The 23,560-nt window shown below is 65.4% G+C and carries 16 protein-coding genes; 2 read left to right on the forward strand and 14 right to left on the reverse strand.

Annotation, left to right across the window (positions count from 1 at the left end; all coding sequences use genetic code 11):
• Positions 1 to 110 precede the first annotated feature (110 nt).
• A complete protein-coding gene (locus tag JY500_RS16505) occupies positions 111 to 1,583 on the forward strand; it encodes an aminoacyl-histidine dipeptidase (protein ID WP_206253850.1) in 1,473 nt (490 codons plus the stop codon).
• A 357-nt stretch (positions 1,584 to 1,940) separates the two neighbouring features.
• On the opposite strand, the gene JY500_RS16510 is transcribed toward JY500_RS16505, so the two are convergent.
• From JY500_RS16510 to pta, 10 genes are all read right to left on the reverse strand, one after another.
• A complete protein-coding gene (locus JY500_RS16510) occupies positions 1,941 to 2,903 on the reverse strand; it encodes a hypothetical protein (protein WP_206253851.1) in 963 nt (320 codons plus the stop codon).
• Complete coding sequence (locus JY500_RS16515; RefSeq protein WP_206253852.1) at positions 2,900 to 4,597, reverse strand: hypothetical protein; 1,698 nt, start codon at positions 4,595 to 4,597, stop codon at positions 2,900 to 2,902. Before JY500_RS16515 ends, JY500_RS16510 begins: the two co-directional genes overlap by 4 nt.
• A 2-nt stretch (positions 4,598 to 4,599) precedes the next feature.
• Entirely contained in the window at positions 4,600 to 7,362 is a 2,763-nt protein-coding gene (locus tag JY500_RS16520; protein ID WP_206253853.1) for a type VI secretion system Vgr family protein, read from the reverse strand.
• A gap of 133 nt (positions 7,363 to 7,495) precedes the next feature.
• Positions 7,496 to 8,545, reverse strand: coding sequence for an NADP(H)-dependent aldo-keto reductase (locus JY500_RS16525; RefSeq protein ID WP_206253854.1), 1,050 nt, complete (start codon positions 8,543 to 8,545; stop codon positions 7,496 to 7,498).
• 14 nt (positions 8,546 to 8,559) lie between these two features.
• Positions 8,560 to 10,314, reverse strand: a complete 1,755-nt coding sequence (locus tag JY500_RS16530) for an ABC transporter ATP-binding protein (protein WP_206253855.1) — start codon at positions 10,312 to 10,314, stop codon at positions 8,560 to 8,562.
• Positions 10,304 to 12,049, reverse strand: a complete 1,746-nt coding sequence (locus JY500_RS16535; protein ID WP_206253856.1) for an ABC transporter ATP-binding protein — start codon at positions 12,047 to 12,049, stop codon at positions 10,304 to 10,306. The genes JY500_RS16530 and JY500_RS16535 overlap by 11 nt, the downstream gene beginning before the upstream one ends.
• 179 nt (positions 12,050 to 12,228) lie before the next feature.
• A complete protein-coding gene (locus JY500_RS16540) occupies positions 12,229 to 12,867 on the reverse strand; it encodes a DUF642 domain-containing protein (RefSeq protein ID WP_172196932.1) in 639 nt (212 codons plus the stop codon).
• A 265-nt stretch (positions 12,868 to 13,132) separates the two neighbouring features.
• On the reverse strand, positions 13,133 to 13,753 hold the full coding sequence (locus JY500_RS16545) for a DUF642 domain-containing protein (RefSeq protein ID WP_172196930.1): 621 nt from the start codon (positions 13,751 to 13,753) through the stop codon (positions 13,133 to 13,135).
• A gap of 286 nt (positions 13,754 to 14,039) precedes the next feature.
• Positions 14,040 to 14,576 (reverse strand): superoxide dismutase family protein, encoded by a 537-nt coding sequence (locus JY500_RS16550; RefSeq protein ID WP_172196928.1) that lies wholly within the window; start codon positions 14,574 to 14,576, stop codon positions 14,040 to 14,042.
• 123 nt (positions 14,577 to 14,699) lie between these two features.
• Positions 14,700 to 16,751 (reverse strand): phosphate acetyltransferase, encoded by a 2,052-nt coding sequence (gene pta / locus JY500_RS16555; protein WP_206253857.1) that lies wholly within the window; start codon positions 16,749 to 16,751, stop codon positions 14,700 to 14,702.
• Between the two features lie 264 nt (positions 16,752 to 17,015).
• Here pta and trhP point away from each other — a divergent pair, with 264 nt between their 5' ends.
• The gene (gene trhP / locus JY500_RS16560; protein WP_206253858.1) at positions 17,016 to 18,329 is read left to right on the forward strand and encodes a prephenate-dependent tRNA uridine(34) hydroxylase TrhP; all 1,314 of its coding nucleotides are present in this window, start codon (positions 17,016 to 17,018) and stop codon (positions 18,327 to 18,329) included.
• A gap of 27 nt (positions 18,330 to 18,356) precedes the next feature.
• Here the strand turns inward: trhP and JY500_RS16565 are convergent, their stop codons facing one another.
• The 4 genes from JY500_RS16565 to JY500_RS16580 all read right to left on the reverse strand — a co-directional run bounded on the left by JY500_RS16565 (position 18,357) and on the right by JY500_RS16580 (position 23,551).
• Positions 18,357 to 19,289 (reverse strand): substrate-binding domain-containing protein, encoded by a 933-nt coding sequence (locus tag JY500_RS16565; protein WP_172196922.1) that lies wholly within the window; start codon positions 19,287 to 19,289, stop codon positions 18,357 to 18,359.
• Positions 19,290 to 19,305: 16 nt separating this feature from the next.
• Complete coding sequence (locus JY500_RS16570; RefSeq protein ID WP_206253859.1) at positions 19,306 to 21,588, reverse strand: PAS domain-containing sensor histidine kinase; 2,283 nt, start codon at positions 21,586 to 21,588, stop codon at positions 19,306 to 19,308.
• Between the two features lie 92 nt (positions 21,589 to 21,680).
• Positions 21,681 to 22,424, reverse strand: coding sequence for a hypothetical protein (locus tag JY500_RS16575; RefSeq protein ID WP_206253860.1), 744 nt, complete (start codon positions 22,422 to 22,424; stop codon positions 21,681 to 21,683).
• A 59-nt stretch (positions 22,425 to 22,483) separates the two neighbouring features.
• On the reverse strand, positions 22,484 to 23,551 hold the full coding sequence (locus JY500_RS16580; protein WP_206253861.1) for an aminopeptidase: 1,068 nt from the start codon (positions 23,549 to 23,551) through the stop codon (positions 22,484 to 22,486).
• Positions 23,552 to 23,560 lie beyond the last annotated feature (9 nt).

The following is a 23,560-nucleotide window of genomic DNA, read 5'->3' on the forward strand; positions in this document are numbered from 1 at the left end:
GCCGGCCGCCGAAGCGCCGCGCACAGCGCGCGCCGGCACCACCGCTGCGCGTTCCCCGGCTACCCGCCGAGTGGTTCGCGCTGGCACACAGACCGAATCCAGGACCCGCGATGCCCGCACTCGACCAACTCGAACCCGCCGCCGTCTGGCGCCACTTCTCGACCCTGCTCAACACGCCGCGCCCCTCCAAACACGAAGGGCCCTTGCGCGATGCGATCCGCAGCTGGGCAGAGACACGCGCGTTGGCGACACACGTGGACGCTGCCGGCAACCTGATCATCCGCAAGCCGGCAACACACGGCATGGAAGACCGGCCCGGTGTCGTGCTGCAAGGGCACCTCGACATGGTGTGCCAGAAGAACCACGCCACCGAACACGACTTCCACCGCGACCCGATCCGTGCCGAACTGCAGGACGGCTGGCTGGTCGCGCCGAACACCACGCTGGGCGCCGACAACGGCATCGGCGTAGCACTCGCACTTGCCCTGCTCGAATCCAGCGACGTGCCTCACCCGCCGCTCGAAGTCCTGCTCACCGTGGACGAAGAGGCCGGCATGGGCGGTGCACTGGGCCTGGAGCCCGGTCTGCTGCAAGGCAGTCTGATGATCAACATTGACACCGAGGAATGGGGCGAGTTCTACCTGGGCTGTGCCGGCGGCATCGACGTCAACGTGAGCTTCACCTACGCCTTCGAAGCGCTACCCGAAGGCTTCGCCTGCTATGAAATCGAAGTCGGCGGCCTGCGTGGCGGGCATTCCGGCGTCGATATCCATCTCGAGCGCGGCAACGCGATCAAGTTGTTGGTGCGCTTGCTGCGCGGGCTGGAAGGCCGCTTCGGTAAGGACGTCCGGCTGGTCGAACTCGACGGCGGCAGCGCCCGCAATGCCCTCGCGCGCGAGGCCCGTGCGCGGATCGCCTTGCCGATCGCCCAGGCCGAGCGCGTTGCCAGCCGCGTGGAAGACTTCGATCTGCTGGTACGCGGCGAACTCGCCGGCGTCGATGACGGCGTCAGTGTCCGCTTCGGCCCCGAAAACGGCCTCGCCCAACAAGCCATCGACGCCACCGACCAGCAACGCATCCTCGCCGCACTGCACGCCGCGCCGCATGGCGTACGCCGCATGAGCCAGCACGTCGCCGGCGTCGTCGAAACCTCGAACAATCTCGGTGTCGTGAAGATCGCGGACGGCCGGGGCTTTGCAAACCTGATGGTGCGTTCGCTGCTGGATTCCGGCGTGCAGGCCCTCGCCGCCGAAATCGAGAGCCTCTTCGTACTCGCCGGCGCCGCGGTGCAGACCGAAGGCGGCTATCCGGGCTGGGCACCCAACCCCGATTCCGACCTGCTCAAACTATTCCAGAAGGTCTACCAGCACGAATTCACCACCGGCCCCGCGGCCGTCAAAGTGATTCACGCCGGTCTGGAGTGCGGCATCCTCAAGTCCAAATACCCCAACCTCGACATCATCTCCTTCGGCCCCGATATCCGCGGCGCCCACGCACCGGGCGAACGGGTCAACATCGAGTCGGTGGCGAAGTGCTGGAAGCTGCTGACGGCGGTGGTGGCGGCGATACCGGCGGCGCACTGAGCCCAGCCGCAGCGCCTCGACATCGCGGCATTCAGGCGGCCTCAACCGCCTGAATGCAATGGCCACATCTGCGTCTCAGGCTTCGATCGAAGCGACATGCGCATCGCGCGCATGACGGCCAACGCCGTCCAGATGTGCCCGCATCGCCGTTACCCCCCACATCGGGGTCGCTCAAGGTGGCGAGCAGAATCGAACGCTGGCGGTCGCACGTGCCCACGCGCGGTGAGACGCGCATTGCGCCAAAGGGGTTCGCGCGTTTCGCGGACGCGGTCGTCGTGACAGCCAATCAGCCGGGAGACGTTCTCAAAATCGGTATGGCGAGAACGAAACAATCGGCGAGCGTACCTACTGCGTGTGTCAGTCGATTAGCTCTCCCGGATTGACACGCTTATTGATGAACTGACGCGGATTTTTTGGGCGCTGCGGCGGCTTCCAGCCGAAGCGCGCCGCCCAGGCGTGGATGTCGGCGATTTCGCCCGGTGCCGTACCGTTGGGGCAGTCCGTAATGCAATACCACTGTTCGCCATAGCGACCGATTACGGGTTTCTGCGGATCCGAAAAACGCGAAAAGCCGATAAACGGTTTGATAAAGGTCGCCGGCTTGAGCGGGTACTTGCCTTTCTTGTTGGGCTTCTTGTCGTAGTCCTCCACCATCTCGTAAGAGGTCACATCGATATAGGGGCGATCGCGGTCATAGAGTTGGGCCGCCCATTCGCGGCAGCCGAAGAAGCCCTCCCCTGACCAAGTGTCGTTCTTGCTGGGCAAACCATATCGCCCCCCTTGATCTGGCGGCACCGTATCGCCATGAAGCGTGGAGCAGATCGAGGGGGAATAACGCGGATCAGCCGCTTCGGGTGCACCCATGAAAAATTCGCCGAAGGTGATCACGTACGCTGGGTCGGTATCGGACGGGGTGAGCACAATGTCTTCATGGCCGTTCAGGCGCGCGCGCAACACGTCGCCGTTCAGCGCGCGCTGTGCCACTTTCCGATCCTTGGCCACATCCAGGCGCACGACATTGAGCGCAGGCCAGGACTGGGGCGCTTCGTCTTCCGGCACTTTAGGCGTGAGCGTCCATTGCGGATCGAAATACACGGGCAAGTCGATACTGTATTCGTAAGCATTGACTGGATCGTTGTTGACGTCTTTCGCATGGGATTCTCTTGCGTGCATCCAGCCGTATGGATCCCGCACATAGAGCAGATAGCGATATTCCCAGGGACGCTCGATCCATTGTTTCGTAAGTTTTCCAACCTCTCCCCATGCTGGTGTGCAAACAAGCGCCATCCCACACCATAAGAGCAGCGTCTTTCGCGTCATCCCTTCAACTCCGAATCGTAGATGGTCAGATGCAGGTGGTTTTTGTGAATGTCCTGTAGCCCATCTTTCTTCTGTTCGTTCACGACGCCATCCACCTTGTCGTGCGTATTCAAGTCGATGTACCAGGGGTCGATGATCTGCGTGACGGCATCGGCTTTCATCAAGGCCCGACGGAATTGACCGACCATGCTCGGCTGGTGTTTTTCGACTTGCTTCTCCCAGCTGGTTTTCTTCTTTGGAACGTCCTTTGCCGCATCCTCCGCAGTTTGTCTTGCTGCATCCGCCGACTTCTGCGCCTCCGTCTGCGCATGCTCAGCCTTCTCGATCGCGTCGGCGTTGCCGCTTTTCTTTGCCGCCGCGAGCGCCTTGTTTGCTGCATCCAATGCTCCACTGGCACGCTTCCATGCCGCGCTAGCGGATATTCGATCAGCATCAGATCTCTTCCACGCGTTAAACGCCTCCTGCTCCTCCACCGGAATGTTGTGGTGGCCTCTGGCGTCATCCACGATGCCGTCGTGGTTCTTGTCCGTCGTACTGCCGGAAGTGAGCCCCTCGCGATTGAGCCGGGTGGCGGTGTCGGAATCCTTCAGCAAAACCATGTCCAGACCGCGCCCGCTTCGGTGCCCCATGCTGCCAAGCATCGGGCGCCAACTGCTCGAAAACCGCACCTCGGTAAGTTTTACGTCAAACGCGGCATTGGCAACCGCCGCATAGGCGGCCGGATGAATGCGCGACGGGACATCGCGCTTGATATCGATCGCCTTGACGTTGCTGACGCAATTGTTGTTCTCTGCAGCGATCCAGTACAAACGCGCCGTGGCGGTATCGGCCTTATCCTGCCCGCGCGGTACATCGATTGCAAAGTCGGCGCCGACCATCGTGAAATCGGCGCTGTAGATCTTCTTCAACGCGGTCTTCATGGCCGCGCCTGCGACCTCGGCAGGCAGGGCGTCGACGTCGGCCGCAGAAAAAGGGTGGGTGCTGCGCAGCCAGACGTCGCCGTTGAGTTCGGCTGCGTAGTAGTCGACCGGATGCGCGGCCTCCTTGGTACCCTCATCGCGGGTGTCCTTCTTCGTGGCTTTGTCGTTCAAGCCACGCTTTCCATACGTCTCGAACACATCAATCACGATGTCGTGATCGCCTGCCGTAACCTGCCAGAGTGGGTAGCGGCGAAATTTGCTCTTCGCATCCACATTGATGCAGATCCCGATCGTTGTGCCGGGTTCGATCCGCTTTGGGAGCGGGAGGACATGCATCATCACGCCGTCGGCCACCTTTCCGTACTTGGCGGTGCATTCCGCTTCGGCAGTCTTCCTCTCTTCAGCACTGAGCTTGTTGTTCTTGCGCTGGGCGTTAGCAGCGGCCCTTGCGGACTGCTCCTCAGCACTCAGCGGCCGGAAGGTGCCATTGTGCATTTCGCCGACTTGACTCAGCGGAATCGGCGCAGCCCGGATCCGATCTTCGAACGGTTTGAAAACACCCCCCTCGACTGTGCCGAGAATGAGCGCGAGCCCAGCGAGGGTTTTCGACGGACCCGCACCGCTGAGAGTCGGATCGAGCTTCTTCGTCTGCTCGGCTGCGAACAGCCGATACTTGATGACAACGGAAGGTTTTGCTTTGACCTGAACAGGAGCAGGAGAGCCCGTAGCCGTGGTCGCTGCAGCCTTGGCGAGCACATCAGATTGTTGCGCCATGCTCAGCAACCCTCCGAAGTGCCATCGGCGAAAGTAAACATTTCGTCCTCGTTGAGGATTTCAATCTTCATTGTCTGTGGCGCGCTGCCGGTGCTGACGCGTTCTGTCAGCCCGGCTTCGTCGGTACGCCCACGCCAGACGCCACAGGGCGAGCTAATCCGATACGGTGTATTGACCAGCGGGCGCCCGTTTTGCCGGTCAGTGACCACGAACTGTCCGTCGTGCAAGTGCATCAGATCGGCGGGAAGGGCTGGCAGCTTCGCCGCCGCACTCCCGCCCCCCTCAAACGCATGGCTCGCGCCCTTCACCTCGAATTTGCCGGGGCATTTGAAGGTGATGTTGGCGCCGTTGAGTTCGATCTGGCTTTGGCCGGCGCTGAGGACGATCTTGTCTTTGGCGAGGATGTCGACACCTTCGCCGCTGCTGGTGACGGTTACGGATTTATCGGCGGCGAGTTCGAGGGCGTCGGTGTGGGCACGCAGCGATAGGGGGCCGGCTGCGGCGACGGCGGCCAGGTCCTCTGTGGCGGTGAAGAGGCTGACTTCGCGCGCGGCGGTGAGGCTTGCACTTTGGCCTGCGGCGAGGTGGCTGTCGCCGTGGGCAGTGAGACTGGCGCTCTCGCCGCTCATCCAGGTGAGGCTGGCTGGCGTGGTCGCGATGAGGCTCGCGGCGCTGTCGAAGGCGATGATCGGCTGCCCGAGCTTGTGCGCGGATTCGGTCTCGGAGCGACTACCGGGAGCGTGGATCTTTTCGCTCTGCCCGCCCTGCGGGCCGCCATGACGCGCTTCGAGCGTCTTGATCAGTTCGGGTAGCGGCTGTTTGTCTTGCGCGGCCTGCAGGGTGCCGGCGGTGTGGGTGCTGGCGTGTTGCGCGAGGGTCTCGTTGAGCTGTTTGGCGCCCTTCACGCGCGCGAGGGCCTCAGCGGCGTCGAGTTGGGTCGATGTGCCCTGCGGCCGCGCCTGCGTGGTGAAGAGCAGCCCCTCGCCAGCACGCACGGTGGTCCACGCGTCGGTGGCGAGTTCGAAGCCTTCGCCACGCCAGTTGCCGCGGGCGCCACTGGCCCCCCGCTGCGCGGTGATCCAGCCGAGTTCCAGCCGCGCGGCGGCGAGGTTCGTCGCGAGCCGTGCGCGTTGCTGGCCGGGGGTGTCGTCGATCAGCCATTGCGCGTGGCCGGCATCGTCCAGCGTGGGCTGATGGATGCCGCTGACCACGCCCGGCTGGCCACTGGCAGCATCCACGCCGCCATCGAACGGCGGGGTGTGGCTGCCGTTGAAGGTGCTGCCGATGACTTGCGGGCGATCGGGATCTTCATCGATGAAACCGACCAGGACTTCGCTGCCGATCGGCGGGGTGAACTGGCTACCCCAGTTGGGGCCAGCGGCCCATTCGGCAATGCGCACCCAAATGCCCGAGGATTCGTTGCCGGGCGCGCGTTCGGTGTCGTGCGAGAGGCCGCCCGGCGTCGGCGCGGCCCCGCGCTGCCACGGAAACTGGATCTTGATGCGGTGGTCGCGTGTGGTGCTGACGGTTTCGCCCTCGACACCAACGACGCGGGCGCTGTGGCTGCCGGGTGCACGCGGCCGCGCGGGCATGTCCGGCACGATCGGTACGGCAGCAGGCAGCGCGGCGAAGCGGTTACGGTAGGTGCCACGTTCAACGCCCACCGCTGTCAGCAATTCGCGTACGTCGGAATCGAGGTTGTTGGCCGCTTCGTGTTCCACCCACAGCACCGTGAGTTTCGGATCGCGTCCCGACAGGCCGCCAAAGGCGTCGTGGTCGACCAGCGTGAAGCGTTGTGCCGGCGCAAACACCCGCACGGACGTTTCCCCTGCCCAGGTCTTCACCGCGCGTTCCTGCGCCTGCATGCGCAAGCCGGCCATGCGTTCGGCAGCCGCAGAATCGGCGTAGCGGCGCTCGCCCTCGCCGAAATACTGTTCGAGGGCCGGCAACTCGCCAGCCGGCCAGGCGCTGGTTTGTTGCGCGGCAGTGGCGACCAGCGCAGTGTCGTCCCATGCGGAAAGGGTGACCTGTGTGCTGCGCACCTCGCGCCAGGCGCCAAAGCTGTGGATCGCGTCGGCGCTGTCGGTAGCGGATAGCCGGGTGAAGCGCACACTCGCCTGCGGGCAGGCGGGCCAATTCGCCGCAGCGTCGGCGATGACCAGGCGGTGTTCGTCGCCGCTCTCCGCATGTTCAAACCAGTACGACAGCCCTTCTTCCGCGAGCAGCCGCTGGACAAAATCGAAATCGGTTTCGCGGTACTGGGTTATCAGCGGGCGCGGGGCGATGGTGCCGGCGTTTGCGACCCGCACATCGAAGCGGGCGATCGGGTAATCGCCCAATACAGCCTGCACGACGTCCAGCGCGCTTTGATCCTGAAAGACGCGGCTGGTGCGGCGGTGACGCAGGAATGCGAGCCAGGGTTCGAGCACCAGGCGGTAGCGCGCCAGCCCGCCGTCTGCGCCCAACTGCGCTGCGTGGGTGACATGAGCATGCCAGCGGCGCAGGCTGCCATCCGCTTGCCGCAAACTCAGCGTGACGCACTCGCCGATCAGCGGCTTCAGATCAAGGTGCGCGGAGGGGGACAGGCAGTCCAGATCGAAACAGAACGTCTCCGACAGCGCTTCGCGACCGGCGAAACGCTCCGGCAGCAGCGTGTCGGCAGCAAGCGGGGTCTTGAGTTCGAGCAGACGGGCGTGCTGCGACAGGGCGCGGTAGAAGGCGTCCAGCCCGGGCAAGGCTGCGGTGAGCGAGTCGAACGAGAGCATGCGGATTCCAGCCAACCTGCGGGGTGCGCAAAGTTAGCAGTTTTGCATACGCACTTGGCATTTTCACTGAACACGCCAAGCCGCCCGGGAAGCTTGTCACGCTGCCCGGTCAACCGCGCCGCGGGCGCCCCGCTCAGGGCGCCGGGTTGGGAATCTGCTGGTGGATCGCCTCGATGCCTGCCAGCACTTCTGGCGACAAGCTCAGTGCTGCACTTTCAAGGTTGCTGCGCAGCTGCGCCAGCGTCGTCGCGCCGATGATATTGCTGGTCACGAAGTCGCGTGAGGTGACGAAGGCCAGCGCCATCTGGGCCGGATCAAGGCCATGCTCCCGCGCGAGCGCCACATAAGCCGCGGCGGCACGCGCGGTGTTTGGGTTGGTGTAGCGCTGGAAGCGTTCAAACAACGTGAGCCGCGCGCCCGCCGGCTTGGCGCCGTCGAGGTACTTGCCGCTCAGCACGCCGAAGGCGAGCGGCGAGTAAGCCAGAAGCCCCGCCTGCTCGCGGATGGCGATTTCGGACAGACCGATCTCGAAGGTGCGATTCACCAGGCTGTAAGGGTTCTGGATGCTTGCCACGCGCGGCAGCCCGGCGACATCAGCCAGCGTGAGGAATCGCATCAGGCCCCAGGGGGTCTCGTTCGACACGCCGACATGGCGAACCTTGCCGGCCTTGACGAAGTCCGCCAGTACGCCAAGCGTCTCGACGATCGGCGTCGTGACTTCGTCGGCGATGTGCTGGTAGCCCAACTGCCCGAAGCAATTCACGCTGCGGTCGGGCCAATGCAGCTGGTAGAGGTCGACGTAGTCCGTCTGCAGCCGGCGTAGGCTGTCGTGCAGCGCCGCTTCGAGGTTGGCGCGATCGAAGAAGGTGGTGCCGCCGCGGATATGGCGCGGGTTGTGCGGTTTGCGCACCGGGCCAGCGGCCTTGGTCGCGAGCACCACATCCTTGCGCCGGCCGCTCTTCGCCAGCCAGGTGCCGATGTAGGTCTCGGTCAGGCCCTGCGTTTCGGCGCGCGGCGGCACCGGGTACATCTCCGCGGTGTCGATGAAGTTCACGCCGGCATCGAGGGCGCAGTCCATCTGCGCATGCGCCTCGGATTCGCTGTTCTGCTCGCCCCAAGTCATGGTGCCAAGGCAGATGGCACTCACCTTCAGGCCGGTCCGGCCGAGTTCGCGGTATTCCATCGGTACTCCTTCGACTAGTCTTCGATCTGCTGCAACTCGTAGAGGCGGCGATAGATGCCGCCCTCGATCGCCATCAGATCGTCATGGTGGCCGCGCTCGGCGATGTGGCCGTGGTTGAGTACGGTGATCGCGTCGGCATCGCGGATCGTCGACAGCCGGTGCGCGATGGCAATGATCGTCACCCGGCCGCGAAGTTCCGCCAGCGCGGCTTGCACCACCTGTTCGGTTTCGCTGTCGATGTGCGACGTGGCTTCGTCGAGCAGCAGGATCTTCGGTTGCCCTGCCAGCGCGCGCGCGATCGCGATCAGCTGTTTCTGCCCCACCGACAGGCGCGCGCCCCCCTCGCCCAGCGGCGTGGCGTAGCCCTCGGGCAGCGCGAGGATGAAGTCGTGCGCACGGGCAGCGCGGGCGGCGGATTCGATCTCGGCATCGCTGAGCCCGCGCCCCATGTCGATGTTCTCGCGTGCATGGGCGGCGAGCAGGAAGGGCTCTTGCGGTACCAAGCCGACGGCGCTGCGGAAGGTGGCGTCCCCCAGTTCGCTGATCGGCGTGCCGTCGATCTCGATCGCTCCGCTCTGTGGTGCGTAGAAGCGCAGCAGCAGCGCAAGCAACGTGCTCTTGCCGCTGCCGGTGTGGCCGACGATGCCGTGGAAGCTGCCGGCGGCGATCGTCAGCGACAGATCATGGATCACCGGATGGGCCGGGTCGTAGCCGAACGCGAGCTCACGCAGCGCGACTTCGCCGTCGCCGATGTGGCCGCTTTCGCCCGCCGGCGCGGCCAGCGGTTCAGCGAGCAAGGTACCGACGCGCGACGCAGCGATCAGCGATTGCTGCAGTTGCGAGAACTGCAGCGTAATCTGGATCAACGGCTCAATCACGCGCGCCATCAGACCGACGAAGGCGTACAGCACGCCCACCTCGGCCACGCTGCCGCGACCGGCGAAGCTCGCCAGTACACCGACCAGCAAGAGCACATTGAGCAGATCGAGCGCGGGGCGCAGTAGCCAAGCGTTGGCGCGCAACTCGGCGCGGCGGGCTTCGTAGTGCGCGCGGTTGGCCTGCTCGAAGCGCGCGGAAAAGCGCCCGGCGGCACCGGTCGCCTGCAGCACCGGCATGCCGGCAATCGACTCGGCAATCTGCGCGTTGATCTCGCTGCGCAGCTCACGCGCACGGGCCACGGCCGGCGCGGAAAGCCGCTTGTAGAACCAGACGATCCCGATCACGGCCGGTATCAGCAACGTCACCACGCCCATCAGGCGCAGATCCAGCCAGGCCATCGCGGCGAGCGATCCGCACAGCACGATCACGCTGTCGAGCATCACGAATAGCACCTGCACGTACAGTGCCTTCACCGCTTCGGTGTCGTTCGTCACCCGGCTGACGAGCTGGCCGGTGATCGCACGGTCGAAGTAGGCGACCGGCAAGCGCAGCACATGGCCGTACACCCGCTCGCGCAAGCGCTGCACCGAACGGGCGGCGACGCCGGACAAGCTCAATAGCTGCAGGTAGCGCAGGCCGTTGGCGCACCACACGGCAAGCAGACTGCCGCCGATCAGCAGCGCGATGCCGCCGATATCGGCGCGGCGCGGGATCAGGTAGCCGTCGATGAAGGCCTTGCCCAGCATCGGCCCCAGCACTTCGAGCCCGGCCGCGCAGGCCAGCCCGAGCAGTGCGATCAGCAGCCGCCGCGATTCGGGTCGCGCAGCCTGTGCCAGCAACGCCGCAGCGCGGGCGAGGTCGCCCCTAGTGTTGTTGTGTTCAGGCTGCATCGAGGCTCGCCTCCAGTTGCTGGTAGCGCCACTGACTGGCGTACCAGCCGTTGCGTTCGAGCAGTTCGGCATGTGTACCGGCTTCGATGACGCGCCCATGGCGCAGCACCAGCGTGTGTTCGGCATCCATCACCGCCGAGAGCCGGTGGCTGACGATGATCACCGTGCGGCCGCGGCGCGCGTCGCGCAGGTGGCTCAGGATGCGCGTCTCGGTTTCGGTGTCGACCGCCGAGAGCGCGTCATCGAGCAGCAGGATCGGCGCGTCCGACAGCAGCGCGCGCGCAATCGCCACCCGCTGGCGCTGCCCGCCGGAGAGCGACACGCCACGCTCGCCGACCGGTGTTTCGTAGCCCTTGGGCAGGCGCAGGATATCGTCGTGGATCGCCGCCAGCCGCGCGGCCTGCTCGATCTCGGTGCGACTCGCATCCGGTTTGGCGAGTGCGATGTTGTCGGCAATCGACGCCGAGAACAGGAAGGCCTCCTGCGGCACCCAGGCCATCGCGGCACGCAGCGCATCGAGCGAATAGTCGGCGAGCGGCCGGCCGCCCCAGCGCAACTCACCCGATTCGGCCACGTCCTGACGCAGCAGCAAGCGGATCAGCGTTGATTTGCCGGCGCCGGTGGCGCCTACGAGACCGAGGGTATGGCCGGCTTCAAGCCGCAGATTGACGGCGTCGAGCGCCGGAGCCGTCTGCCCCGGGAAGCGGTAGGTCACCTCGGTCAATTCCAGCGCCGCATCACCGGCGGGCGCTGCCAGCGTGCCGTGGTCCGGCATCTCCGGCGCGGCTTCGAGCACCGGCTGCAGGCGCTCCCAGGCGGCACGGCCCCGCTCGATCAGCGACAGCACATGGCCCGCCGCGAACATCGGCCAGATCAGTTGCCCGAGATACATCGAAAAACCGGTCAGCAGGCCGATCGTCAGCTCGCCCTGCCACACCAGCCAGCCGCCCAGCGACAGCGTCAGCGCGCTGGCGGCTGACAAGGCGAGGCCGACCGCCGGTTCGTAGGCCGCCTCCCAGCGCTGCGCGGTGTCGCCGGCCTTTGCAGCAGCCGCTGTGAGTTCGGCGAAATGCGCGCTGCTGCGCGCCTCCAGACCCAGCGCGCGCACCGTGCGCACCCCGGCCAGCGTTTCCTGCACATGGTCGTTGAGCTTGCCGAAGCGGGCGAGCGAATCGCGCCATGCATGGTGCACATGGCGCGAGATGCGCCAGAACGCGAAGGCCATGAAGGGGAACGGCAACAAGGCAGCAAGGCCCAATCGCCAGTCGATGCCCAGCGTCATCATCGCGACCACCAGGATCAGCGTCATCGTGCCGTCGAAGCCCGCGAGCAGCGCTTCACCAACGGTGAGTTCCACCGCGTCGATGTCGTTGGTCGCCCGCGCCATCAGGTCGCCGGTGCGGCTGCCCTGGAAGAAACGCGCGCCCTGCAGCGTGAACTGCCGGTAGAGCTTGGTGCGCAGCTCGACACCGAGCTGGTAGGCGGCGGAGAACAGCGCCAGCCGCCAACCCACCCGCAGCACGTAAATCGTCAGCCCCATCGCGACGAGGATCGCGAACTCGCCCAGCAGCGCGCTCGGCGTGACCTGACCATGCACCAGCCGGTCGATGATCGCCGCGACGCGGCGAGGCACCCACACGGTCAGGATCGCGATGCCGGCCAGCATCACGGCAGAAGCGGAATAGGCGCGCCAGTGGCGGCGCACGAAGGCGGCTACGAGGGCTGCGAGACTCATCGGGGTGTCCGGGGGCAGGAAGGGGCCAGTCGCGCCGTGTGAGCGCGGCGGCCAAGGGCATCATTCTAAGGGCCTCACGTATCCGGTTCGTGTCTGCCGGCGCAGCGCCTGCACAAATCCAGCGCACAAAGAAATAGGGCGCCCCTCGCGGAGCGCCCTTTGCGTGCAGCTGATTCGATTCAGCTCAGGCGGCGGCGCGTGATCGCGCCCAGGCCGACGAGACCGACCAGCATGGTTGCCCACGAGGCAGGTTCCGGCACGGCGGTCACGCTGACATTGTCGAGCGAACCACCGTAGCTGTTGCTGATCCCGCCCGCCTTGAAACCCAGCGTGGACAGGTCGCCGGCTGCGACGAAATTGAAGCTGTATTGCTTCCACACGTTACCGGAGGCGCCAACGCCGCTACCCGACGCGGTCAGTGCCGAAGCACCGTTGATCAGCGCGGTGATGTCATTCGAATCTGCTGCCACACCAGTACGCGGCGAGAAGTAGAACGACACCTTGTAGGTTTGGCCAACGGTGGTATCGAAGGTTTGCGAAATCCAGGAATTCGCGGTGGTATCCAGTTCAACGAAGTTCACGCCGTCGAACGCAGTGCCGGCAACGTTGTTGCGCAGCTCAACGCCGTAGGTCCGGTTGACCTGCCAGCCGGCGAAGTTCTTCGTGTAGATGCTCCAAGTCCCGTTGGCTTGTTTGACATCTTCGAAACTGCCGTTTTCGATCAGGTTGATCGGCGCAGCAGCGGCCGAACCGATCAGTGCAAAGGTCGCCACACCGACGAGCGCGGCGCGGACAACTTGCTTGGGGGTTAGCGTCATGAGTGGTCCCAGGGGTTTTGGTTGGGGTCGGATTGCCAGAAATCTGCTGCGGCAGCCTCACGCCGTCTTTTACAGATCAAAGGCAAGGAAATGATATTTCCTTCGAACAATCCGTATTTGTCGATTCTCGCTGCACCGCGCAATCCGTCACGCACGGTGACGGTGATGGCGCTGAACCTCAGCGCACGTCGCACCTCGCGCGGGGCGCCCCACAAAAGAAAAGCGCCCCCGCAGGAGCGCTTCCGTTGGTGTGCGCCTAAGGGCTTCAGCGCAGGCGGCGGCGGGTGATCGCGCCGAGGCCGACCAAGCCGACCAGCATGGTCGCCCACGAGGCGGGCTCGGGCACCGCGCTCACGCTGACCTTGTCGAGCGAACCACCGTAGCTGTTGCTGACGCCGCCAGCGGCGAACGTCAGCGTGGACGACGTGCCGGTGGCGACGAAGTCAAAGCCATATTCCTTCCAGACGTTCCCGGTCTGGTGCTGGCCGCTGCCAGTCGCCGTCAGCTTCGTCACGCCGTTGAGCGACACGATGATGTCGTTCGAGTTCAGCGGCACCTGCATGCGTGGCGAGTAGTAGAACGAGACGCTGTATTGCTGGCCAACGACAGTGGCGAAGGATTGCGAGATCGATGAGTTCTTCTTCGTATCCAGCTCAACGAAGTTGGCGCCATCGTAGGCCTTGCCATAGACGTTGTTGCGCACCTCGACCCCGTTGGTATCGACCTGCCAACCCGAGAGCTTGTTGTAGATCGTCCATGTACCGGCCTGCTGGCTGACACTCTCAAAGCTGCCGTTGGTGATCAGGTTGGTCGCCGCACTTGCGGAGCCGATCGATGCGCAAGCGGCCAGACCAGCTAGCGCGAGACGCAGGGGGGATTTCGTCATGTGTGCTCCCAGGGGAAATGTTCGGGTCGAATGACGGCGGCTGCGCGAGGCAGTTATGCGCCCTCATATGCAGGCCATCGACACCCGAATGATATTTCCAATAGAGCTGTCGTATTTGTTGATTCTTGTTGCGGCGCGCAATTAATCACGCCTTTCGGCAGGATTACCGTTACGACGACGCTCGCAAAAGCGTCGCAGCGCCCGGGTAGCCAGGGCCCGCGCCCTCATCGAAGGGCCACAGTTTGGCGGGGGCCGCCGCCAGCGCTGCGCCCCGCTCCGAAGTGCTTCAGCCTGCCGTGATGATGCCGCAGCCCACACGCGGCCCCGCATTGCCAAGCGGCTGCGAGGTGTAATCGTCGGCATCGCGGTGAATGATCAGCGGCTTGCCGACAATGCCGTACTTGCCCGGCGTCAGGGTGATCGTATCGACATCCTGCGACAGCACTCCGACGCCACTCGCGTCGGTCTTCAGGTTGAACATCGCACCGGCGTGGCGCGCCGGGGTGCCCGGATGCCCGTGCGGATGTTGATCCGGGTTCAGGTGGCCGGCCGTCTTGGTGCCGTCACCCGAGCAATCCGCGACGTCGTGCACATGGAAACCATGTTCGGCATTGGGCTTGAGACCTGACACCCGCGCGTCGACATGTACTTTGCCATTCGGCAGTTCGACAAAGGACACCGCGCCGGTCGGGCTCAGGCCGGCGGCTTCTGCCGACGCGGTCGGGCGGATCTGCGCGACGGCGCGAAGGGGTGCAGGTGGCGTGCTGGCGCAAGCGGCAAGCAGGGTGGCAGTGGCTAGCAGGGCGATGTTTCTTGTAGGCATCGATGATCTCCGGGGTTGGGGCGGGCAAGACCCGCTTTCTGCATCGTAGATCAGCCGCCGCCCGCCGCCACAAATGAAAACGGCACACCAAAGGTGTGCCGTTGCGCGGAGAACCGGACGGGATCAGGCTGCGGGTTTGGCGTCCGCCTGGATCGCCGTCAGCGCGATCGTGAACACGATGTCGTCCACCAGGGCGCCACGCGAGAGGTCATTCACCGGCTTGCGCAGGCCTTGCAGCATCGGGCCCACCGAGACCACGTTGGCCGAGCGCTGCACCGCCTTGTAGGTGGTGTTGCCGGTGTTCAGGTCGGGGAACACGAAGACCGTGGCTTGGCCGGCAACAGGGCTGCCCGGTGCCTTCTGGGCCGCAACGTCCTTCACGGTGGCCGCGTCGTACTGCATCGGGCCGTCCAGAACCAGTTCCGGGAAACGCGTCTTGGCGAGTTCGGTGGCCTTGCGCACCTTCTCGACGTCGTCACCGCTGCCCGAGGCGCCGGTGCTGTAGCTGATCATCGCCACCTTCGGGTCGATGCCGAAGGCAGCAGCGCTGTCAGCACTTTGCTTGGCGATATCGGCCAGTTCTTCTGCGGTCGGGTCCGGGTTGATCGCGCAGTCCGCGTAGACCAGCACCTGCTCCGGCATCAGCATGAAGAAGCAGGACGACACGATCGACGAACCCGGCGCGGTCTTGATCAGCTGCAGCGCGGGGCGCACGGTGTTGGCGGTGGTATGCACCGCGCCGCTGACGAGGCCATCGACTTCGTCGATGGCCAGCATCATCGTGCCGAGCACAACGGTGTCTTCCAGCCCGGCGCGCGCCTGGCCCGGCGTCAGTCCCTTGCTCTTGCGCAACTCGACCATCGGCGCGACGTAACGTTCGGCGATCGCATCCGGCTCCAGGATTTCAAGCTCAGGCGGCAGGACGAGGCCCTGCGCATCCGCGACAGCCTGGATCGATGCCCGCTTGCCCAGCAACACGCAGCGCGCAATGCCCTTCTCGGTGCAGATCACGGCGGCCCGCACGGTACGCGGCTCGTCGCCCTCCGGCAGCACGATGCGCTTGTTCGCGGCACGCGCCTTCTGGATCAGCTGATAGCGGAAGGCCGGCGGCGACATGCGGGTGGACACGGCAAGCTCCAGCCCGGCGCAGATCGCCTCGCCGTCGATCTGCTCGGCAACGCTTTCGATCACGGTGTTCATGCGGTCCGAATCGTCCTGCGGCACCGCGTTGGGCAGCCGGCTGATACGTGCTGCAGTCTCATAGCTGTCGCCATCGGTACGCAGCACCGGCAGGCCACCGTGGAAGGCCAGCGTGCCGAATTTCTCGATCCGCGGGCTGATGAAGCTATGGTGGGTCAGCAGCAGACCGGCGAGCTGGATGCCGTTGCTGGCCGCCAGCGCAGTCGCCAGCATCACGTCGTCGCGGTCACCCGCGCTGACAACCAGGGCGCCCGGCTTGAGGCGCGGGATCACTTCCGACACCGAACGCGCGGCCACCACAGTCTCGAGGACACGGCGCGAACCGATATCGCCCTCGATCATGATCTCGGCGCCGAGGTGGCGCGCCACATCGATCGTGCGCGGCGCCGACAGCGCCGGATCGGTCTTGATCACGCCCCACACCGGCACGCCGCCGAGTTGCGCTGCGGCAGCCGCTTCATCGAAGCCCTCCACCGCGCGGTTGAAGATCACCCCGACCACACGGCGTCCTGCGTTGCGCACCTGTGCGATCAGATAGTTGGTTTCTGCGATGCCTTCGGCGTCGGCAGCGCTCGCCACCAGCACCACGTCCGCCTGCAAGCTGCGCGCGATGTCGCCCGACAGGCGCGGGATGAAGGCACGGCTGGGGTCGGCATGGATGCCTTCGACGACCAGTACGTCGGCGCCTTCGGTGGCGGACATCGACAGGCTGACGATGTCTTCGAGCAGATCGTCAGTCTTGCCGCTGGTGATGCGCTGGGTGACCAGGCTCATCGGCAGCGGGTCCGGCGTACGCTCGACGTGGCAAATGCTGCGGGCGAACAACACCGACGGCTCGGTATCCGGCGTGCGTTTGGTGACGGGTTTGACGAACGCAACCTTCAGGCCGCGACGCTGCAAGGCCCGCACGAGGCCCAGTGAAACCGAGGTAAGGCCGACATTGGGTCGCGTCGGCGCAACGAAATACGTACGCATGGGGGAGCTCCGCTTGTGGTCAGCAGCCCCTCCGGTAGGCCGGGGGGAAATTGTGCGGTGCATGATAGTCGGCCGCCTTAACTATTTTGTTGACGAGACAGGGATTGTTCGCAGTTTTTACACTTTAACCATCATAGGGTCGCCGAGGCCGCTTCGCTGCCTGATCGGCACCTCGCGGCCTGTACATCGCACAGCGCCCGTCCGCGTGCGCGCACTGCGGTACCATCTGCGCCCTTCGCAACACGCTGCACCCAGGTGGTCCCCATGCAACGCCCAGAACTCCTCGCCCCTGCCGGTTCGCTGGCCATGCTCGACACCGCCTTCGCCTTTGGCGCCGACGCGGTGTATGCCGGCCAGCCGCGCTACAGCCTGCGCGCGCGCAACAACGAGTTCGGCAGCCTGGAGAACCTGCAGCTGGGTATCGACCGCGCGCATGCGCTCGGCAAGCAGTTCTACCTGGTGAGCAATGTCTTCCCGCACAACGCCAAGGTGCGCACCTACCTCGCCGACATGGCGCCGGTGGTGGCCCTGAAGCCCGACGCACTGATCATGGCCGACCCAGGCCTGATCGACATGGTGCGCGAGGCCTGGCCGGAGATGCCGGTGCATCTGTCGGTGCAGGCCAACACGGTCAATTACGCCACCGTGCGCTTCTGGGGAAAGATGGGCGTGCGCCGGATCATCCTGTCGCGCGAGCTGTCGCTCGATGAGATCCGCGAGATCCGCGAAGCCTGCCCGGAAATGGAGATCGAGGTCTTCGTTCATGGCGCGCTCTGCATCGCTTACTCCGGACGCTGCCTGCTCTCGGGCTACTTCAACCACCGCGACCCCAACCAGGGCACCTGCACGAACTCATGCCGCTGGAAGTACGACGTGAAGCCGGCCGAGATCGACGCCACCGGTGACGCCACCAGCGGCAACGCCTGCTGCAACACGCCAGCACCCAGCGCGGAGAACCCGGCCTCGAAGGTCTACCTGATCGAGGAAGAGACCCGCCCCGGCCAGTTGATGCCGATCGAGGAAGACGAGCACGGCACCTATGTGATGAACTCGAAGGATCTGCGCGCCATCGAGCACGTGGCCAAGCTGGTCGAGATCGGTGTGCATTCGCTGAAGATCGAGGGCCGCACCAAGTCGCCCTACTACGTCGCCCGCACGTGCCAGGCCTACAGCCAGGCGATTGAGGACGCGATTGCCGGCCGCCCGCTGGACATGCGCCTGCTGTCGGAGCTGGATGGCCTCGCCAGCCGTGGCTACACCGACGGCTTCTACGAGCGCCACCACACGCAGGAGTACCAGAACTACCTGCGCGGGCATTCCGAATCGGACCGCAGCCAGTACGTGGGCGATCTCACCGGTTACGGCGTCGACGGGTTGGCAGAAGTTGTCGTGAAGAACAAGTTCTCGGTCGGCGACCGCGTCGAAGTGATTCACCCTGCCGGCAACCGCGAAGTCGCGATCGAAGCCATGTTCAAGGCCGACGGCACGCCGACCACGGTTGCGCCGGGCAGTGGCCACCACGTTCGCGTGAAGCTGCCTGCCGGCTGCGAAGGCGCCTTCCTGGCCCGCTTTATCTGACGCCGGGCGAGCGAGCCCGCGCCGCAATCAACGCGCGTTCCAGCCTTGATACTTCGCGACGTTGTCGCGCGTTACCAAGTTTGTCTGCAGCAGAATCCGCCCGCGCTCGGCGCCACGCCCGTCGCGCAGCGCAAGGCCGCTATCCACACCGCGGCGCCCGATCTCTTCGGGCGATTGCGCTGCGCTGACGACGATCAGGCCCGGGCGCTTGAGCGCATCTTCCACCTCGGGCGAGCCATCGACGCCGCCAATCAGCAGCTTGCGCATCCCGCGCCGGACTGCGACCGTTTCCGCGCCGAGGGCCTGACGATCGTTGATCGCGAAGATCGCGTCGATCTGCGGGAAGCGCTGCACATGCTCTTCCATCAGGTGGCTGCCGCCCCAGGGCGAGGCCAAACCATCGCCGGTATCCGTCAGCAAGCGGATGTTGGGGAAATCCTTCAAGGCCGCCCTGCAGCCGGCGACCCGATCGGTGACCGATGAGACCTGCGGCCCATTCTGGATGATGAAATTGCCTTTGCCGTTGAGGCGTCCGGCCAGGTAGCGGCAGACGGACTCACCCGCGCTCCGATTGTCGGACTGGATCATCACTTCCGCGCCCTCGGTATCCACGTCGACCGCAACGACGGGAATCCCCGCGTCGCGCGCGCGACGCAACGCGGACGCCAGCGCCGTGGAGTGGGATGCTGCGATCAGAATCAGATCTGCGCGCTCGCTGACGAAGCGCTCGATCTCGCGGACCTGCGCCGGCACGTCGTACTCGGCGGAGGTAACGATGACGCGCACACGCGGGTTGATCTCTTCCGCCCGCGCCTGCGCCCCCCGCGCCAGCGCGCTGAAGTACGGATTCGCCAGCGATGAAACCGAGACCCCCACCACGTCGAGTTTCCGCGGGCTATCGCCCGCATGAACGGTGGCGCATGAAACCAGCGCCGCAAGCATCAGCACGGTCTTCTTCATCAAAGCTGCCTCTCGATCATTGCACGACCCCATGAAACGGCTGTTCCACCGACTCACCGCCTGCCGGCGCAACCCGTGGCAGGCTGATGCGGACCCGGGTACCCTCAGCCCCCGCGCTCTCAAGTGCGATCCGCCCACCCAGCACCCGCGTCACCAGCGTGAACACGATATGCAGGCCAAGCCCGCTGCCGCCCTGGCCCAGGCGCGTGGTGAAGAACGGATCGAAGACCTTGCGCTGGTTCTCCGGCGGGATACCGCATCCATTGTCAGCAACGACCAGCTCCACCGCATCATCGTTGATGACGCGGCCGCTCACCGTGATATGCCCGCCAGCCCCCGGCGAGAATGCATGGATGCGCGCGTTGTCCACGAGATTCGTCACCACCCGGGCCAGCGCCCCCGGAAAGGAATCGAGCCTCAGATCGCCGTCGAGTTCGAGCTCCAGCGCGATGGCCGTGGCCCGAAGCGAGGGCCGCAGGGTTGCGACGATTTCTTCGAGCGAGTGCGCGAAGCCGAAAACGCGCCGCGCTTCACTGGTCTGGTCCACCGCCACTTGCTTGAAACTGGAGATCAGTTCATGTGCCGAGGCGAGGTTGCGCGTCAGCAACTTCGCAGCTTCGTCGCAGGTGTGCAGCGCGTTGAGCAGCTCACTGCGGCGCAAGCCGCCGCCCTGCGCGGCGCGCAGAATCAGCCCCGCCTCATGCGACACCGTGGTCGCCAGCGTCACGCTGTTGCCGATCGGCGTATTCAGCTCGTGCGCCACCCCGGCCACCATTGCCCCCAGCGAGGCGAGCTTCTCCTGCCGCACCAGCTCGTCCTGCGCGCTACCCAACTCGGCGACGGTACGGATCAGCTCGCGGTTCACCTGCTCCAGCTCGGCCGTGCGCTCGGCAACCTTTTCCTCCAGCCCGTGGTTGAGCTCGGCGAGCGCTTCGCGTGTCGCCCACTCATCCGTCGTGTCGCGCGAGCTGGTGATGACGTAACGGGTATCGCCAACCGCGAAGATCCGCGCCGACATGGCGCAGCGCCGCGTCTCACCGTTACGTCGCTGCAGCACGATATCGAGCTGGTTGATTGCGCCGCCGCCGGCCTGCAGCGCATCGCGTATCTGCGCCATGTCCTGCTGGCTGCGCACGATGCCCAATTCAAGCGCGGTACGGCCGATCGCCTCGGAACGCGCATAGCCGGACCAGATCTCCCAGATGCGGTTGACCGCGAGATAACGCCCGCTCGCCAGATCGTTGAGCGTCCAAGCATCGGGCGACACCTCGAAGGCGGCGGCGATGCGCCCTTCACTCTCGCGCACCCGCTGCTCCGCCTCGTGCCGTGCCGTCACATCGACAAACTGTGCGATCACGAATGGCCGGCCGCGCACGCTCACCGCCCGCGCGCTCAGCTCACAGACCACCCGCCGCTGATCGCGTGCCGCGAGCGTGATCGCGCGGCCCTCAATCGGCAGCGCGCCGGCCGCCAGCGCGGACCACTCTGCCAGCAAGGATTCGCCGGGGAGCATCAGCCCTAGCCCATCGAAGGGCATGTCCTGAACCTCGGCGGCCGACATGCCGGCCAGGCGCAGGAACGCCTGGTTCGCCTCACGCACCCGGCCGTTGTCGGGCGACAGGATCAGCGCCGCAAGCGGCCCTTCGCGGAACAGCGTCGCGAATTTGTCTTCCGACTCGGCCAGCGCCTCGCTCGCGAGCAGCCGGTCCGCCGCACTGCGGTCGCGTTCGCTCAGCGCCTCGATGTAGTGCTGCCGCACGATCACGAGGATTGCGTAGAGCATGATCGCGAAGAAACTGAAGGTGGCCGCCTGGTTGAACACCAGCGCCCGTGAATCGCTCGCGCTGCCGTGCGCGAGCTGCAGAAGGCCACCACTCCAGACCAATGCGAGCACCAGCAGCAGCGCGATGCCCCCGGCGCGGCGCCCGAGTACCAGGGTGCCCACCACCACCGCCACGAACACGCCAGACATCTGCAGGGTCCGGATCGTGCCCAGCCGCAGCGCGATCGACACCGCAATCGCGCAGCACAGCAGCATCAGGATCACGACCACCGGCCGCACCACGCGACGCCGGATCAGCACGAAGAACAGTGGCCAGAACAGCAGCGCGCCGAGCAGGGAATACATCGCGACCGGGCTCGAATGCCAGCCAGTCAGCAGCATGAAGGCCGCGAAGGTAAAGACCAGCAAGCCAACGACCACCAGCAGATCGCGTAGCACCGGCACGAGCTCGTCACCCAAGCCGAACGCCGGCCCGGTCGAATCCCCCCCGAATAGTCGATGCCAGGTTTCCCGCATGCGCTGTGTCCGATGCTTGCCGCTTCTGGCAATTACGGCAGCGCGCAGGTTTTCCGTAGGTGCCCGCCGGGCGGCAGGCTATCGGTACAGCCTTATTGCGGATTGCGGGCTGCGCGCTGCCAGGCAATCACGGCCTGAGTGGCGTGCGCCATGATGCGGTCGCGCAGATCCTTTGGCAGTTCCTGCGAGAGTGCCGCAAACAAGGCCTGCGTGGTCTCCTGCGCGATGCCCTCGGTCGCCAAGTTGTGCGACAGGCATCGCAGCTGGATGTGCGCGAGCGCGTCGGACACCAGACGCCAGCCGTCGGCCGGCATCTGCCGCGTGAGGGCCATCATCAGGCCACCCAGCGTACGCAGGACGGCGAAGGCTTCTTCGCGCTCGCCCGAAGCAATCATTGCGTGCCACAGCGCGAGGTGGATGCCGCGCCGCAGTTCGACCTTGAAGGCAAAGCCGCAGCCCTCTTCATCGTTGAGGCGCGCGAACCACGCTTGGCAGCGCCCTTCCTGGGCCACATCCATCGTGTCGCGCAAGGCACCGACCAAGGCGGTGATGCCAAGCATGCACACGGGGCCGAAAGCCTGGCTCCACGCCAGCCCCCACTGATCGAGGCCGGCCAGTAGCAGCGCCTTGCGCGCCGCGGCGCCCTCGGCGTCGGCCATGCCTGCCCACTCGGCGAGTTGGCCGCAGATCGTCACCACCGCGCCGACGCGCTCCTGCTGTTCGGATTCAAGCGTGTGGCGAAAGATCTGCACGAAGGCATCCTGGACTAGGCGGGCAGCCTGTTCCTGGGCGTCGCGGGCAACCGTGGCATCAAGGGTGTCAAGCGGGGAGTTCATCAAAGCGGCGTCCGGCGAAGAAAAGCGAGGCGCGATTGTGCCCGAGGGCGCTGCCGGCGTCAGTTCGGGCAGACCCCGGCAGTGAGTGCGCGCTCGCGTGCATCGCGCGGCTGCGATGCAATCTGCTTCACGCCCTTGTAGAAACGCGGCAAGGCGTCGCCACAGGCGGCCAGCATCTGGCGGAACGCTGGCACCTTGCCGGTGTAGACACCAACCGACGCGAGCAAGGCGTTGTTGATCGGCTGCGCGAACCAGCGGTCGTAACCGGCGTAGCCGCCCCAACGCTCGGTTTTGATCTGCTGGTAGCGCTCGCCCATGGCGGCGATCAGCGCAGCCTTGCGCGCCAGCTTGTCCGCGGCGGGCAGATCGCTCGCATAGAGCGCTTCGAGTTGGCGGCGGTAGTCGAGCACCAGCGCGCGAAAGTCCTCGCGCATGCGCTGGGCCCGTTCAAAGCCGTCACGCAATGTGGCCTTCCCCGGCTGCGCCATCCAGCGCTCGACGCCGGCCTCCTCCACCGCCGTAGCGAAGGATTCGTTGAACTCGGTGTCGTCTTTGACGTAGGCGACCTGATGCGTCAGCTCGTGAAACAGCAGGCGGGCGAACTCCGTCTCGGGCCATGCGATGAAGGTGGACAGCAGCGGGTCAGAGAACCAGCCCAGCGTGGAATAGGCGGGCACGCCGCCGACATACACGTCGTAGCCCTGCGCACGCAACTCGGCTGCGCGTGCGTCGGCATCTGCCTTGTCGAAGTAACCGAGGTAGCCGATGCAACCAGCCACCGGTACGCACCACTCCTTCAGACGCACCGACAGCGGATCGGCGGCGAACACGTTCCACGACACGTACGGGCGGTCCAGCGCGGTGTAGCGCGCGTAGCTGTCGTTGTCCGGCAAGCCGAGTGTGTCGGACGCAAAGCGGCGGATCTGGCGTGCGCGTTCGAGGTTTGCGCGCAGTGACTCCGGGGTATCTCCCTCCGCCACCACCTCTTCGATCGGGCGGCTGTGACTCAGCAGCGCGATCTGCCCGCCGGCCGCCTGCAGGTAGTACACGGGCGAGACGGAACACGCGGATAGCCCGAACAGCAGCGCGACGGCGGCCGAAACCGCCGCAATGCCTGCCAGTCTCACGCGCCTGCC

This window comes from Niveibacterium microcysteis (assembly GCF_017161445.1).
In the GTDB taxonomy this organism is placed as follows: Bacteria; Pseudomonadota; Gammaproteobacteria; order Burkholderiales; family Rhodocyclaceae; genus Niveibacterium; species Niveibacterium microcysteis.

Coding starts and splice junctions, on each gene's coding strand:
- JY500_RS16505 (WP_206253850.1), top strand. CDS start 111: ATGCCCGCACTCGACCAACTCGAACCCGCCGCCGTCTGGCGCCACTTC.
- JY500_RS16510 (WP_206253851.1), bottom strand. CDS start 2,903: ATGACGCGAAAGACGCTGCTCTTATGGTGTGGGATGGCGCTTGTTTGC.
- JY500_RS16515 (WP_206253852.1), bottom strand. CDS start 4,597: ATGGCGCAACAATCTGATGTGCTCGCCAAGGCTGCAGCGACCACGGCT.
- JY500_RS16520 (WP_206253853.1), bottom strand. CDS start 7,362: ATGCTCTCGTTCGACTCGCTCACCGCAGCCTTGCCCGGGCTGGACGCC.
- JY500_RS16525 (WP_206253854.1), bottom strand. CDS start 8,545: ATGGAATACCGCGAACTCGGCCGGACCGGCCTGAAGGTGAGTGCCATC.
- JY500_RS16530 (WP_206253855.1), bottom strand. CDS start 10,314: ATGCAGCCTGAACACAACAACACTAGGGGCGACCTCGCCCGCGCTGCG.
- JY500_RS16535 (WP_206253856.1), bottom strand. CDS start 12,049: ATGAGTCTCGCAGCCCTCGTAGCCGCCTTCGTGCGCCGCCACTGGCGC.
- JY500_RS16540 (WP_172196932.1), bottom strand. CDS start 12,867: ATGACGCTAACCCCCAAGCAAGTTGTCCGCGCCGCGCTCGTCGGTGTG.
- JY500_RS16545 (WP_172196930.1), bottom strand. CDS start 13,753: ATGACGAAATCCCCCCTGCGTCTCGCGCTAGCTGGTCTGGCCGCTTGC.
- JY500_RS16550 (WP_172196928.1), bottom strand. CDS start 14,576: ATGCCTACAAGAAACATCGCCCTGCTAGCCACTGCCACCCTGCTTGCC.
- pta (WP_206253857.1), bottom strand. CDS start 16,751: ATGCGTACGTATTTCGTTGCGCCGACGCGACCCAATGTCGGCCTTACC.
- trhP (WP_206253858.1), top strand. CDS start 17,016: ATGCAACGCCCAGAACTCCTCGCCCCTGCCGGTTCGCTGGCCATGCTC.
- JY500_RS16565 (WP_172196922.1), bottom strand. CDS start 19,289: ATGAAGAAGACCGTGCTGATGCTTGCGGCGCTGGTTTCATGCGCCACC.
- JY500_RS16570 (WP_206253859.1), bottom strand. CDS start 21,588: ATGCGGGAAACCTGGCATCGACTATTCGGGGGGGATTCGACCGGGCCG.
- JY500_RS16575 (WP_206253860.1), bottom strand. CDS start 22,424: ATGAACTCCCCGCTTGACACCCTTGATGCCACGGTTGCCCGCGACGCC.